This is a genomic window from Compostimonas suwonensis (genome assembly GCF_002797855.1).
GTDB classification, from domain to species: domain Bacteria; phylum Actinomycetota; class Actinomycetes; order Actinomycetales; family Microbacteriaceae; genus Compostimonas; species Compostimonas suwonensis.
This window is the reverse complement of sequence record NZ_PGFB01000001.1, coordinates 143,387-157,534: the sequence shown is the minus strand read 5'-3', so window position 1 is coordinate 157,534 and position 14,148 is coordinate 143,387. Positions and strand designations below refer to the sequence as shown.

Sequence of the window (14,148 nt, the reverse complement as noted above, 5' to 3'; positions counted from 1 at the left end):
GGTCAGCGGATGCCGGAGGCCTTCGCCGCGGCGACGATCCCCGCGTACCGCAGCCCGCTGTCCTTGATCGTGCGCTCCTGCGTCTCGTAGTCGACGCGCACGATGCCGAAGCGCTTGTCGTAGCCCCAGGCCCACTCGAAGTTGTCGAGCAGCGACCAGACGAAGTAGCCCCGCACGTCGGCGCCGTCGCGGATGGCGTCGTGCACGGCGGCGATGTGGTCGGCGATGTACTCGGTGCGCTCGACGTCGTGCACCGCGCCATCCGCGCTCAGCTCGTCGTCGTAGGCGGCGCCGTTCTCGGTGACGTAGAGCGGCGGCAGGTTCGGGTACTCCCCGCCGAGCCGCACGAGCAGGGTGCGCAGCCCGCTCGGGTTGACCTCCCAGTCCATGGCCGTGCGGGGCAGGCCGCGCGAGGGCATCGTGACGTGCTCGGAGCCCACGAAGGGCGAGCGCTTGGGCCGCGCGGTCGGCTCGGCCGCCTGCTCGGCGCCGGCCGGCAGCGGGTGCCCGCTCACATTGTCGTCGTGGTAGTGGTTGACGCCCAGGAAGTCGATGGGGGCGGCGATCGTGTCGAGGTCGCCGGGCTCGATGAGCTCGGCGAGACCGTAGTCGGCGACATCCTCGAGCAGGTCGACGGGGTAGGCCCCGAGCAGGATCGGCTCCAGGTACATCCGGTTCCACAGGGCGTCGATGCGGCGCGCGGCCTCGAGGTCGACGAGGTCGTTGGGGTCGTTGGGCAGGGCGTTCGTGAGGTTGAGGGTGATGCCGATCTGCTCGGCGCCCGCCTCGCGCAGCGCCCGGGTCGCGAGCCCGTGGGCGAGGTGCTGGTGGTGCACGGCCGCGAGCCCCGCGTGCGGGTCCTGGCGGCCGGGCGCGTGCTCGCCCGCGACGTAGCCGATGAGCGAGGAGCACAGCGGCTCGTTGAAGGTGGTCCAGTGCGTCACCCGGTCGCCGAGCCTCTCGTGCACGGCCATCGCGTAGTCGCGGAAGCGATAGGCCGTGTCGCGGTTCGCCCAGCCGCCCTTCTCCTCCAGCGCCTGCGGCAGGTCCCAGTGGTACAGGGTCAGCCAGGGCAGGATGCCGGCGGCCAGGAGCTCGTCGACGAGACGGCTGTAGAAGTCCAGGCCCTCCTCGTTGACGGCGCGGTCGCCCGGCTTCACCCGGGCCCAGCTCGTGGAGAAGCGGTAGGAGTCGAGGCCGAGGCGCTTGAGGATCGCGACGTCCTCCGGCATCCGGTGGTAGTGGTCAACGGCCACCTCGGGGGTGTCGCCGTTCGCGACGGCCCCGGGCACGCGCGCGTAGGCGTCCCAGATGGAGTCCTCCTTGCCGCCCTCGTGGGCGGCGCCCTCGATCTGGGCGGCGGCCGTGGCCGAGCCCCAGAGGAAGCCCTCGGGCCAGGCGCCGAAGACGGGGGCGTCGGCGGCGGGGACGGTGGTGGTGTGGAGTGAGGTCATCAACCCTTCACTGCTCCTTGCATGATTCCGGAGATGAGCTGCTTGCCCGCGAACACGAAGAGCACGAGCAGCGGGATGGTCGCCATGACGGCGCCCGTGAGCACGATCGAGTAGTCGACGTACTTCGCGGACTGCAACTGGCTGAGCGCCGTCTGCAGGGTGGGGTTCTGGCCGGTGAGCACGAGCAGCGGCCAGAGGAAGTCGGTCCACGCCATCATGAAGGTGAAGAGCCCGAGGATCGCCATGGCCGGGCGGGCCGCGGGCACGGCGACGTGCCAGAAGGTGCTGAGCATGTTCGCGCCGTCGACCCGGGCGGCCTCGATGAGCTCGTCGGGGATCACGTCGACGAGGTACTGCCGCATGAAGAACACGCCGAACGCGGTCACGAGGGTGGGGATGATGACGGCGCCGAGCTCGCCCGTCCAACCCCACTGCCGCATGAGCATAAAGAGCGGGATGATGCCGAGCTGGGTGGGGATCGCCATCGTCGCGACGACGAAGACCATAAGACCGCTCGAGCCGCGGAAGCGCAGCTTCGCGAAGGCGTAGCCGGCGAGCGTCGAGAAGGTCACGACCGAGACCGTGATGATCGTCGAGACGATGACGCTGTTGAGCAGCGCCGTCCAGAACGGGATCGTGTCGAGCACCTGGCCCACGTTGACCCAGAAGTTGCCGCCCGGCAGCAGGGGCGGCCAGGCGCTCGCGCGGGCCGAGGCCTCGCTCGACCCGACGACGAACGACCACCACAGCGGGTAGGCCGAGCCGAGCAGGATCGCCGTGAGGATGCCGTAGCTGAGGAATCCGGGGCGGCGGTCGATGCCGTGGTCGCGGCGGCGACGCCGGGGCGCGGCATCCGCTCGTCGTGCGGGCGTGGGGGTCGGCTCGGGCTGCGCGGCCGCGCGCTCGGTGGTCACGGCGCTCATATTCTGTTCTCCTCGGCGCTGGCGACGAGGGCGAGGTCGCCCTCCGATCGTGTGGTGGCGTCGCCGCCGGATGCCCGGTAGCGGTCGATCCGCTTCTTCGTGCGTCTCCTCTGCGATCTCGCCTCGCTCGAGGCGATCCGCCGCGAGAGCAGGAAGTTGATGATCGCGAAGACGACGATGAGAAGGAAGAGCAGCCAGGCGATCGCCGAGGCCTTGCCGAAGTCCTGGCGCTGGAACGCCATCTCCCAGAGGTAGAGCACGGTCGTCTGGAACTGCCGGTGCAGGCCGCCCGCGTTCACCGGGTCGAAGAGGCGCGGCTCGGTGAAGATCTGCAGGCCGCCGATCGTCGAGGTGATGACGACGAAGATCATGGTGGGCCGGATGCTCGGCAGCGTGATCGAGAAGAAGCGGCGGAAGGCGCCCGCGCCGTCGAGGGCGGCCGACTCGTGGATGTCGCGGGGCACGGACTGCATGGCCGCGAGCAGGATGAGGGCGTTGTAGCCCGTCCACCGCCAGTTGACCATGGTCGCGATCGCGAAGTGGCTCGGCAGCGTCTCGGTCTTCCACAGAACGGGGTCGAGCCCGAGGCCCTGGAGCAGGTTGTTCACGAGGCCGTACTGCTCGCCGAACATGTCGGTGAAGATGAGTGAGACGGCGACGGGCGTGACGATGTAGGGCAGCAGCACGCTCATACGCCAGAAGGTCTTGGCGCGCAGGTTCTGGTCGAGCACGGCGGCGATGACGACCGCGGCCACGAGCTGCGGGATCGTCGAGAGCACGAAGATGCTGAAGGTGTTGACGATCGAGTTCCAGAAGAACGGGTCGTTGAGCTCGGCGATGAAGTTGCCGAGGCCCACGAACTCGCCCTGGCCCTTGAGCAGATCCCAGTCGAAGAGCGAGACGAAGAAGGTGTAGACGAGCGGGAAGAGGCCCACGAGCCCGAAGAGCACGAAGAACGGGGCGATGTAGAGGTAGGGGGAGGCCTTGACGTCGAGGCGGCTCAGCCGGTGCTTGAACGTGAGCGGGCTGCGGCCGCGGTTGCGGGGCCCGCCGGGTGCGGCATCCGCTGTCGGCCGCGTGATGGTGCTCGTCATGTGGGTGCTTCCGTGCTCAGGGCGGGCCCCCGGCTCTCGCCGAGGGCCCGCCGGTGGCGGTTCTACTGGTTGACGACCAGCTGGTTGAGCAGGTCGAGCGCGTTCTGCCAGGCCGTGGCGCCGTCGACGCCCGTGTCGAGGTCTTTCGCGGCCGGCCCGAAGACGTTCTCCTGGATGACGGAGTCGTCCGGTCCCTTGTACTGGGCGACGACGCCCTGCGAGCGCTTGGCGAGGATCTCGCCGAGCGGCGCGTCGCCGAAGAAGGCCGTGAGATCGCTCGGCTCGGAGAGCTCGGGGGCGCTTTGCGCCTCGGTCGCGCTCGGGAAGACGCCGGCCGCCTGGAAGGCGCGCACCTGCTGCTCGGGAGCGGTCAGCCAGGCTGCGAGGTCGGCCGCCTCCTGCGGGTGCTCGGACTGCGTCGGGACCGTGAGCCACGATCCGCCCCAGTTGGCGGGGCCGCCGGGGAAGACGTCGGCGAAGTCCCAACCGGTGGCCGCGGAGCCGCCGCCCGACTCGACCTGGCCCTTGACGACGCCGAGCATCCAGCCCGGGCAGACGAAGGTCGCGAAGGAGCCGTCGACGAAGGCCTTGCCCTTGCCCCAGTCCCATTGGGTCTGGGCCGCGGAGAGGCCGGATGCCGCGCCGTCGGCGAGCAGGGCCCAGCGGTCTTCGAGCTCGCTGTTGCCGTCGACGTTCAGCTCGCCGTCACTCGTGTAGTACCCCTCGGGCAGCTGGTTGACCATGGAGTTCCAGACGAAGCCGGACTGGTCGTACCAGGCCTTGCCGGTGGCCGCCTTGTACTGCTTGCCGAGCTCGAAGTACTTCTCCCAGCTGGCGTCGTCGCCGCCGAAGAGCGCGGCGACCTCGGCGCGATCGGTGGGCAGGCCGGCCGCGGCGAAGAGCTCCTTGTCGTAGCAGAGGCCCGAGGGGCCGATGTCGGTGCCGTAGCCGATGATCCGGCCGTCGGCGTCGGTGCCCTGCTTGAGCTTCCAGTCCACCCAGCGGTCCGAGATGTCGGTCGCGCCGTAGTCGCTGAGGTCGTTGAACTGGTCGGAGACCTCCATGATCGAGCCGAGCCATCCTTCTTCGATGGCCGTCACGTCGGAGAGGCCGGAGCCGGCCGCGAGCTTCGTGAAGGTGTCGGTGCGGGCGTTGCCGCCCGTGTCGATGTTGGTGGCCTTGATGGTGATGCCGGGGTTGGCCGCCTCGTACTCGGCGTAGAGGTCGTCGAGACCCATGGAGCCGAAGGTGGTCACGGTGAGCTCGACGGGGTTGTCGGAGCTGGCGGCGTCGCCGCCCCCTCCGCCGGATGCGCATCCGGTTGCGATGAGCGAGAAAGCTGCTGCGCCTGCCACGGCCGCTGCAACTGTGGTGCGTCGTGAAAGCTTCACGGTCACTCCCTTGTGTGCGTGGATGGATGTCTGTGTTCGATGAGAGCTGATGCCTACGTGAGAGCGCTCTCATATCGATGCGTGAGAGCGCTCTCACGAATTGCTGACAGGCTAAGCGAGGTCGGCGGGATTTGTCAAGCGAGAGCGCTCTCACGAGTTGTCGGCGGCGGGTTTGTTCGCGGCCGACGAGCCTCGGCGGGCAGCGCTCGCGAACATACCCGCGGTGGGTGCGGTGGACGCGGGGTGCGCGGCATCCGCAGACGACAACACGCCGCCACCGGGCAGTCCGGCGACGGCGTGTTGTGCTCGGGATCCGCGCTTCGCCAGGAGGCCGAAGCGCGGACGGCTAGGCGCGGGGAGCGGGCTCCTCGTCTCGGTGGCCCGTGCTGCGGGCGTCGCTCCCGTCCTGCTCGATCGCGCCCGTGACGGTGCCCGGGTCGACGAGGGCTCCCATCTCGGCGGCTGCGGTCTCGGCGGCCAGCGCGGCATCCAGGTCGGCCGACTCCTGCAGCGCCGACTTCGCGCGCAGCGGGGTGGCCTTGAGGAAGAAGCTCAGCACGAAGGCGACGAGCACCACCGCGAGGCTCACCCAGAAGACCGTGACGGTCGCGTTGTTGAAGCCCACGAGGAACGGCTCGGCCAGACGCGGGTCGGCGTTCGTGAGGAACGCGCTGTTGCCGTCGAGCGCGCCGCCCATGGCCGAGGCGTCCTGGCTCTGCAGCAGCTTCACGATGTCGGCGTTGTTCGGGTCGGAGACGACGGCCGGATCGGCGAGCGCGTTCGCGACCCCGCTCTGGATGTCCTTGTTGCCGAAGGCCGCCTGGATCGTGTCGGGGATCCGCGTGAACAGCACCGAGAAGATCACGGCCGTGCCCAGCGTTCCGCCGATCTGCCGGAAGAACGTCGACGAGGATGTCGCGACGCCGATGTCTCGCGGGCCCACCGAGTTCTGGCTCGCGATCGTGAGTGTCTGCATGAGCTGGCCGAGGCCGAGGCCCACGAGCAGCATGCCGATCATCATCCACCAGACCGGGTTGCCCGACTGGGCGAAGGTGAAGTAGAAGAAGCCGCCGGCCATGAACGCCGTGCCGAGGATCGGGAAGATCTTGTACCGGCCCGTGCGCGAGATGATCTGGCCGCTCACGATCGACGAGATCATGAGCCCCAGGATCATCGGCAGCATGAGGAAGCCGCTCTCGGTGGGCGTCGCGCCCTGCACGAGCTGCAGGTAGAGCGGGATCGTCATCATGGCGCCGAACATGCCGAAGCCCACGAGCACGCCGAGGATCGTGGCCATCGAGAAGGTCGACGACCGGAAGAGCTTGAGCGGGATGAGCGCGTCGTCGCCCATGAGCCTCTCGGCGATGATGAACGCGACGATGCCCAGCACGCCGATGACGTAGCAGGCGAAGGCGCCCGGCGAGCCCCAGCCCCACTCACGCCCCTGCTCGGCCACGAGCAGCAGCGGAACGGCGGCGACCACCACGAAGACGGCGCCCCACCAGTCGATGCGCACCGAGCCCTTCGAGCGCTTCGGGATGTGCAGGAAGCGCAGCACGATCGCCAGTGCGAGAAGGCCGATCGGCAGGTTGATGAGGAAGACCCAGCGCCATCCGGTGAGCCAGAGGATCTGGTCGGCGCCCGCGAAGAGGCCTCCGACGAGCGGGCCGATGACGCTCGAGACGCCGAAGACCGCGAGGAAGTAGCCCTGGTACTTGGCGCGCTCGCGCGGGGCGAGCATGTCGCCCATGATCGTGAGCGGCAGCGCCATCAGGCCGCCGGCGCCGAGGCCCTGGATGGCGCGGAAGATGGCGAGCTCGTACATCGAGTTCGCCATGCCGGCCAGCAGCGAGCCCACGAGGAAGATCACGATCGCGATGATGAACAGCGGGCGCCGGCCGAAGATGTCGGAGAGCTTGCCGTAGATCGGCGTGCTGATGGTGGAGACGATGAGGTACGCCGTCGTCACCCAGGCCTGCAGGCTCAGGCCGTCGAGGTCGTCGGCGATCGTGCGCATCGAGGTTCCGACGATCGTCTGGTCGAGCGCGGAGAGGAACATGCCGGCCATCAGGCCGAAGATGACGAACAGGATCTGCCTGTGCGACATCAGGGGGGCGGACGCCGTCGCATCGCCTGTCGTGGCGGGTTTCGACGGAGTTGAAGAGCGTGACATTGACCCTCGGTGGAGATAATGGAGGATGCCCGAACGTCGGCATCACACCGGCGTGAGAAAGACTGCAGAAAATTGCGCAGGCTGCAAAGTTACACCCCGCGGGAGCCGCGCTGCAATGTGAGCGCCTCCTGTGAGTGGGCGGGTTCGCTCGTGGCGAACGCGCCCCGCGGATTATGCTCGAAGTCGTGTCCACTCCGAGTCGTCCTCGCCCGCGCGTGTCCGCGCGAGTGCGCCGGAACCGCCTCATCGCGGCGGTCGTGGTCGCCGTTCTCGCGATCGTCGTGGTGGTCGTCGTGGTCGTGACGGTCGCATCGGGGCAGCCGGGGGAGCCCGCGGCATCCACCGCCCCGCCGAGCCAGGCCGCAGAGACCCCCGACCCGCGCCCCTCGCCGGGCGAGCCGGCCCCGCCGGCCCCGGTGCCGACACCGACGCCGACCTTCGACATGGCCGCGCGCTCGATCGACGACCCCGCGAGCATCTGGGTCGTGCTCGACAAGCAGCGCCCGCTCAACCCCGTCGACTACGCGCCCGACGACCTCGTGGTCGTTCCCGTCGCGCACACCTGGGAGCCCGAGCTGCGGCAGGAGGCCTCCGACGCCGTCGTCGCGATGTTCCAGGCCGCGTCGGCCGAGGCGGGTCTCTCGCTCGCCTCGAACAGCGCCTACCGCAGCTACCCCACTCAGGTCGACCTCTACGACTCGGATGTCGCGAACCTCGGCCAGGAGGAGGCGGACGCCTTGACCGCCCGCCCCGGCTTCAGCGAGCACCAGTCGGGCCTCGCGATCGACATCGGAGCCGAGTCGGGCAACTGCTCGCTCGACGAGTGCTTCGAGGGCACGCCCGAAGGGCAGTGGCTCGCCGCCAACGCCTGGCGCTTCGGCTTCCTGCTGCGCTACCCGGCCGACAAGGTCGACATCACGGGCTTCGCCTTCGAGCCCTGGCACTACCGGTACATCGGCGTCGACCTCTCGACCGAGATGCACAATCGCGGGGTCACGACGCTCGAGGAGTTCTTCGGGCTCCCGGCGGCCCCGGGGTACTGAGCCGCCGCCTCCTCGTGTCCTGAACGCGCTCTCACAGGCGAATCGCAGGCCTCACGCAGAGCTTTGTGATCTTCGGATGGTGAAGTGTCACCTTCTGTTTTCTGCCCGACCCCCGGCTGTCAGAGATCGTTGACGCTCTTTCGACGTGCCGCCTGCGCGCGGCACGTGCTCGGCCCCGAAGCACCCGAGAGTTCTCCCCGTGCACCACCGTTCCACCCCCACCCCCACCCCCGTCCCGCCCGCGCGCTCCGCCCGAAGCGACCCCCGGCCCGGCAGCCGTCCCGCCGCCCGGCGCGCCGCGAGGCACCGGCAACCCGACCGCCTGTTCGCGCGTGCCGCCTTCGGCGCTCTCGGCATCGTCGTCGCGACGGCCATCGCCGTGCCCGTGAGCGCCGTGACCACGGCCGCAGCCACCGACGTCTCCGCCTCCTCAGCGACCGCGGCACCGACGCAGCGCCCGGCCGCCACCCTGCAGCCGAGCGGGCCCACGGCATCCGCGACGCCGTCCGCCTCGGCCGGCGGCTTCGTGGACGAGGTGTCGACGACGACCGGCTCGCTCTCGGGAGGAACCGTCGTCACCATCGAGGGCGCGGGCCTCGCGGATGTCGCGACCGTCGACTTCGGCGGAACCCCCGCCCAGATCGTCTCGACGAGCGACTCCGCCGTCACGGTCACGACGCCCGCGGCCCCTGAGCTCGCGGAGACGACCGTCGACGTCACCCTGCACAACACGAGCGGCGAGGAGCTGCCCGTGCAGCCCACGGCGACGACGGCCGCGGCATCCCCGTCGTCGGCCCTGGCGAAGACCCTGCTGCGGGCGCCGTCGGTGACGGCGACCCCCGAGGTGCCGCGGGCCTTCGCGGCCACGGCCTTCAGCTTCGCCTACGTCGTCGACCCTGTCGTGCAGGCCCAGCTCGGCTACGCCCTCGCGCACTGGCAGGACTACAACGCGGGCCAGTACGGCGCGATCCCGGGCAACGACTGCGTGAACTTCACGAGTCAGACCCTCGTGGCCCGCGGCTGGGCGATGGACGCCGACTGGTGGTCGAGCAACACGAACGGCGCCGTGCAGTGGAGCCCCGCCTGGCAGAGCTCGACGGCGCTCGCCGGGTATCTCGCCGCCCACCCGGAGCGCGCGACCGCCCTCACCGACGAGCAGCGCGACAGGGTGAAGGTCGGCGACATCGTGCAGTTCGACTGGGACGACTCGGGCGACCGCGACCACACGGGCATCGTCACGAAGGTCGAGCGAACGGATGCCGGCATCCAGATCTACTTCGCCGGTCACACCTCCGACACCGACTACCGCTCGGTCGACGAGGCCATCCACGTGCTCGAGCCGGGCGCGAGCGTCTTCTACTGGAGCATCGTCTAGCGAGCTCTCCGCCGAGCGCGGCTGTGTTGCCGGGCGCTGCTTGCCGAGGCTCGTCGCTCGGCGACAAACCCGCGCTCGGCGACCCCGCTACTGCCCGAGGGCGTCGTCGACGATCGCGCGCGCCTGCGCCTGCACCTCGTGCAGGTGCTCGGTGCCCAGGAACGACTCCGCGTAGATCTTGTAGACGTCCTCCGTGCCGCTCGGCCGGGCCGCGAACCAGGCGTGCTCGGTCACGACCTTCACGCCGCCGACGGGCGCGTCGTTGCCGGGGGCGTGAGAGAGCTTCGCCACGATGGGCTCGCCCGCGAGCTCGGCAGCCGCGATCGCGTCGCCGTCGAGCTTGCCGAGGCGGGCCTTCTGTGCCTTCGAGGCCGCGGCATCCACTCGCTCGTAGACGGGGTCGCCGAACTCGGCGGTCAGCTCGTCGTACAGCTCGCTGGGCGACTTGCCCGTGACGGCGCGGATCTCGCTCGCGAGCAGGGCCAGGATGATGCCGTCCTTGTCGGTCGTCCACACCGAGCCGTCGCGGCGCAGGAAGCTCGCCCCCGCGCTCTCCTCGCCGCCGAACGCGACCGATCCGTCGATGAGGCCGGGCACGAACCATTTGAAGCCGACCGGCACCTCCCAGAGGCGGCGGCCGAGCGACTCGGCGACGCGGTCGATCATCGTCGAGGAGACGAGGGTCTTGCCGATCGCGGCGTCCTCGCGCCACTCGGGGCGGTGGGTGTAGAGGTACTGGATGGCGACGGCCAGGTAGTGGTTGGGGTTCATGAGGCCGCCGTCGGGGGTGACGATGCCGTGGCGGTCGGCGTCGGCGTCGTTGCCGGTGAGGATGTCGAAGTCGTCTTTGCGATCGAGCACCGAGGCCATCGCCGAGGGCGACGACGGGTCCATGCGGATCTTGCCGTCCCAGTCGAGGGTCATGAACGCCCAGCGCGGGTCGACGTGCGGGTTGACGACTTCGAGGTCGAGGCCGTAGCTGTCGCGGATGGCCGCCCAGTAGTTGACCGAGGCGCCCCCGAGCGGGTCGGCCCCGATGCGGATGCCCGACGCCTTGATCGCGTCGAAGTCGATGATGTTCGCGAGGTCGGCGACGTAGCTGCCGCGGTAGTCGTAGGTCTCGACGGCGGTCGGCTCGGCCATCGCGACGTCGTGCAGCCCGCCCTCGATGAGCTCGTTGGCGCGGTTCGCGATCCAGCTCGTCGCGTCGCTGTCGGCCGGCCCGCCGTGCGGCGGGTTGTACTTGAAGCCGCCGTCGGAGGGCGGGTTGTGGCTCGGCGTCACGACGATGCCGTCGGCCTGGTCGTCGTGGCCGGCCCGGTTGTAGGCGAGGATGGCGTGGCTCACGGCCGGCGTGGGCACCCAGTCGTCGAACTCGTCGACGATCACCCGCACCTCGTTCGCGACGAGCACCGCGAGGGCGGTGGTCTGCGCGGGCGCGCTGAGGGCGTGGGTGTCGGCGCCGATGAAGAGCGGGCCCGTGATGCCCTGGGCCGCGCGGTACTCGACGATCGCCTGGGTGATCGCCCGGATGTGGTCCTCGTTGAAGGCGGTGTCGAAGGCGCTGCCGCGGTGGCCCGAGGTGCCGAAGACGACGCGTTGCTCGGGGATCGAGACATCCGGTTTCAGTGTGTAGTACGCGTGGGTGAGCGCCTCCACGTCGATGAGGTCGGATTCCTGTGCCGGTGTGCCTGCGCGATCGCTCATGGCTCCAGTCTGGCATTCTCCGTCCCACTCAAAACGACGGATATTCGACCATTTTTCGACGCTTTCGGGCCGAACGGAGCGGCAGGGCCCGCAATCTCCGTCGTTTGCAGCTGAGGGCGGGCGAGAGGGGCTGTGCTCTAGGCTCTGTGGCATGCCAGAAACCACGGATGCCGCGGCAGACCCCACCGAGAGCTACAGCTATCTGGGTCCCGCTGGAACGTTCACGTGGAAGGCGCTCGACCAGGTTCCGCAGGCCCGTGGGCAGCACTGGCGCTCGGTCAACAACGTGGGCGAGGCGCTCGACGACGTCGTCTCCGGCCGCAGCGTCGCCGCCATGATCGCGATCGAGAACAGCGTCGAGGGCGGGGTGAGCGCCACGCAGGACGCGCTCGCGACGATCCCCAATCTGCGTATCCTCGGCGAGTACCTCGTGCCGGTCGACTTCGTGCTCGTCGCCCGGCCCGGCACCGAGCTCGACCGGGTGCGCGTCGTCAACGCGCATCCCGTCGCCTACGCGCAGACGCACCTCTGGCTCGAGGCCCGGCTGCCGAGCCACGAGCACCTGCCCGCGACGTCGAACGTCGCCGCCGCGGCATCCCTGCTCGAGAGCGGCATCGCCGATGCGGCGATCGCCCCGCCCGGCATCACCGAGCACTTCGACCTCGTGCAGCTCGCCGAGCACGTGGGCGACAACCCGACGGCCGTCACCCGCTTCGTTCTCGTGAGCCGCACCGTGGAGCTGCCGGAGCCGACCGGGGCCGACAAGACGAGCATCATCGCCGAGCTGCCGGCCGACCACCCCGGCTCGCTGCTCGAGCTGCTCGAGCAGTTCTCGACCCGGGGCGTCAACATGAGCCTCATCGAGTCCCGGCCCATCGGCGACGCCCTCGGCCGCTACCGCTTCATCATCGACCTCGAGGGCCATGTGCTCGACGAGCGGGTCGCCGACGCCCTGCTCGGCGTGCGCAGGTTCAGCCCGAGCGTGATGTTCCTGGGCTCGTATCCGCGGGCCGACCGATTGCCGGTCGAGTACGTCTCGCGGTACGGTGATGACGTCTTCACCGAAGCGCGCGATTGGCTGCGCGGGCTCATCGCAGGGGAGCCCCAATGAGCAAGCAGAACGACGGATCGACGGGTTTCGACCCGCGCTACGATCCCGCATTCCAGCCCGGGTTTCAGCCCGAGAGCGACTCCCGCGGGCGCCGCAGCTCGTCGTGGCGCACCGACGGCGCGGCCGACGCGGCTCGCGGAACCGCGGTGGCCGCGGCATCCCCGTCCGCTCCCGCTGCCCCTACGAACGACACGGCGCGCATCGCGGCGGATGCCGCCCGCCAGCGCCTCGCGCGCACGACGGCGGCCGCGGCGAACGAGGAGCAGCTGCGCGCGCAGCAGACCCTGCACGCTCAGCAGGGCGACGAGCTGTTCGGCCTGGCGGACGCCGTCGACGACGAGCCGAGCGCACCGCCGTCGGCCGGCGCCGATCGGCTCCCCCCGCTGCGCAGCAACCCGTTCATCTGGGGGCTGTGGGCCTTCGCCGTCGCGTGCGTCGTGGCCGGCTACTGGTTCGCGCGGCTGGCGCAGGATGCGGCGATGCAGTTCACGAGCAACGCGCCCGACAGCTGGATCATGCAGAGCGTGGCCCAGGCGCTCAGCCCGCTGCTCATGACGGTGGGCGTCGCGACGGTCGGCGCCCTGCTCGTCATCTACGCGCTGCGCTGGCGGGGTCGCGACTAGCGCCCGTTCGCCCGATCGGGCTCATCGCCAGCCTGCTCGGTCCCCGCCCCAGCCGACGTCCCGCCCCAGCCGACGTCCCTCTCCCAAATGCAGGAGATCGTGGGGGTGGAGGGCGGATTCGCCCGTGCTTTCCTGCGCTGACCACGGGGACTCCTGCATTTCGGGTCGACGAACGGATCGAGTGGGTTCCGAGGCGCTGGCACTGGCACCCGGCGCTGGCACTGGCGCCGGCTAGGCGGGCACCCGCACGACGAGGGCCTGCGGGTCGGCGTGCACGTGCACGGCGATGGCCTTGCCGAACTCGTCGCCGTCGAGCTCGATCTCGTGCCCCGACTCCATGGTCACGCGGATGTCGGCGCCGCGCAGGTAGGTGACGTTGCGCTCCTCGTTGCTCGCGGTCGCCTTGATCATCGCGCGCCCGATCGCCGATCGCCGCAGCACGCTGTTCTCCCAGGTGACCCGCCGCCAGACGAGCAGCCAGCCGAAGAAGCCGCGCGGCTGCATGACCGCGAAGTCGAGCAGGCCGTCCTCCATGTCGGCGTCGGGGATGACCTCGATGTTGCCGGGCAGGGAGGCGCAGTTGGCCACGAGCAGCTGGCTCAGGTGCACGCTGTGCTCGGGGCGGTTCTCGATCTGGTATCGGATGCGGAAGGGCTTGATCTTCGGCAGGGCCCGCATGCCGCCGTCGACATAGGCGAGCCAGCCGACCCTCTTCTTGAGCGTGGGGTTGGTGCTCGCGATCATCGCGGCGTCGAAGCCGAGGCCGGCCATCACGAGGAAGACGTGCTCCTCGTCGGTCTCGTCGGGCCGGGTGAGGGTCATGATGGCGAGGTCGATGGCGCGGTCGGTGCCCGAGAAGGCGATCGCGGCGGCCTCCGCCGGGCTGTTGAGGGGCAGGCCGAGGTTGCGGGCGAGCAGGTTCCCGGTGCCCGAGGCGATGAGCCCCATCGCCACGCCCGTGTCGCGGAGCCCCGACGCGACGGCGCGCACCGTGCCGTCGCCCCCGGCGGCGAGCACGAGGGTCGCCCCGGCGTCGACGGCCTCCCGGGCGACGAGCTTGCCGGTGTCCTCCTCGGTCGTCTCGTACCACTCGAGTCTCGCCCAGCCCTCGGCCGCGGCGGCGGCCTCGACGGCCCGCTTGAGACGTGCGACATCCACCTTCACCGGGTTGTAGACGACGGCGGCCTGGGCGCGGTCCGGCGAGGGTTTCGGGGTCACGAGACCCACGGTACGGCACGTGCGGCCGGCAGCGGC

General features: G+C 70.0%; 11 protein-coding genes. 4 read left to right on the top strand and 7 right to left on the bottom strand.

Going from position 1 to position 14,148, the window contains the following annotated elements:
- Positions 1 to 2 precede the first annotated feature (2 nt).
- The 5 genes from CLV54_RS00770 to CLV54_RS00750 all read right to left on the bottom strand — a co-directional run bounded on the left by CLV54_RS00770 (position 3) and on the right by CLV54_RS00750 (position 6,969).
- Entirely contained in the window at positions 3 to 1,454 is a 1,452-nt protein-coding gene (locus CLV54_RS00770; protein ID WP_100343053.1) for a GH1 family beta-glucosidase, read from the bottom strand.
- Entirely contained in the window at positions 1,454 to 2,377 is a 924-nt protein-coding gene (locus tag CLV54_RS00765) for a carbohydrate ABC transporter permease (RefSeq protein WP_100343052.1), read from the bottom strand. Before CLV54_RS00765 ends, CLV54_RS00770 begins: the two co-directional genes overlap by 1 nt.
- A complete protein-coding gene (locus tag CLV54_RS00760; RefSeq protein WP_100343051.1) occupies positions 2,374 to 3,471 on the bottom strand; it encodes a carbohydrate ABC transporter permease in 1,098 nt (365 codons plus the stop codon). The genes CLV54_RS00765 and CLV54_RS00760 overlap by 4 nt, the downstream gene beginning before the upstream one ends.
- A 62-nt stretch (positions 3,472 to 3,533) precedes the next feature.
- Complete coding sequence (locus CLV54_RS00755) at positions 3,534 to 4,862, bottom strand: ABC transporter substrate-binding protein (protein WP_100343602.1); 1,329 nt, start codon at positions 4,860 to 4,862, stop codon at positions 3,534 to 3,536.
- A gap of 346 nt (positions 4,863 to 5,208) precedes the next feature.
- Entirely contained in the window at positions 5,209 to 6,969 is a 1,761-nt protein-coding gene (locus CLV54_RS00750) for an MDR family MFS transporter (protein ID WP_100343050.1), read from the bottom strand.
- Positions 6,970 to 7,220: 251 nt separating this feature from the next.
- On the opposite strand from CLV54_RS00750, the gene CLV54_RS00745 reads away from it, so the two are divergent.
- Together CLV54_RS00745 and CLV54_RS00740 are read left to right on the top strand one after the other, a co-directional pair.
- On the top strand, positions 7,221 to 8,078 hold the full coding sequence (locus CLV54_RS00745; protein ID WP_245861194.1) for a M15 family metallopeptidase: 858 nt from the start codon (positions 7,221 to 7,223) through the stop codon (positions 8,076 to 8,078).
- A gap of 199 nt (positions 8,079 to 8,277) precedes the next feature.
- Entirely contained in the window at positions 8,278 to 9,453 is a 1,176-nt protein-coding gene (locus CLV54_RS00740) for an amidase domain-containing protein (RefSeq protein WP_170061933.1), read from the top strand.
- Between the two features lie 87 nt (positions 9,454 to 9,540).
- On the opposite strand, the gene pgm is transcribed toward CLV54_RS00740, so the two are convergent.
- Positions 9,541 to 11,160 carry a phosphoglucomutase (alpha-D-glucose-1,6-bisphosphate-dependent) gene (gene pgm, locus CLV54_RS00735; RefSeq protein ID WP_100343048.1) on the bottom strand — a complete coding sequence of 540 codons (1,620 nt, stop codon included), beginning with the start codon at positions 11,158 to 11,160 and terminating at the stop codon, positions 9,541 to 9,543.
- A gap of 151 nt (positions 11,161 to 11,311) precedes the next feature.
- Here pgm and pheA point away from each other — a divergent pair, with 151 nt between their 5' ends.
- Together pheA and CLV54_RS00725 are read left to right on the top strand one after the other, a co-directional pair.
- A complete protein-coding gene (pheA, locus tag CLV54_RS00730; protein ID WP_100343047.1) occupies positions 11,312 to 12,271 on the top strand; it encodes a prephenate dehydratase in 960 nt (319 codons plus the stop codon).
- Positions 12,268 to 12,894, top strand: coding sequence for a hypothetical protein (locus CLV54_RS00725; RefSeq protein WP_100343046.1), 627 nt, complete (start codon positions 12,268 to 12,270; stop codon positions 12,892 to 12,894). Before pheA ends, CLV54_RS00725 begins: the two co-directional genes overlap by 4 nt.
- A gap of 231 nt (positions 12,895 to 13,125) precedes the next feature.
- Here the strand turns inward: CLV54_RS00725 and CLV54_RS00720 are convergent, their stop codons facing one another.
- Complete coding sequence (locus tag CLV54_RS00720) at positions 13,126 to 14,112, bottom strand: diacylglycerol/lipid kinase family protein (RefSeq protein WP_100343600.1); 987 nt, start codon at positions 14,110 to 14,112, stop codon at positions 13,126 to 13,128.
- Positions 14,113 to 14,148 lie beyond the last annotated feature (36 nt).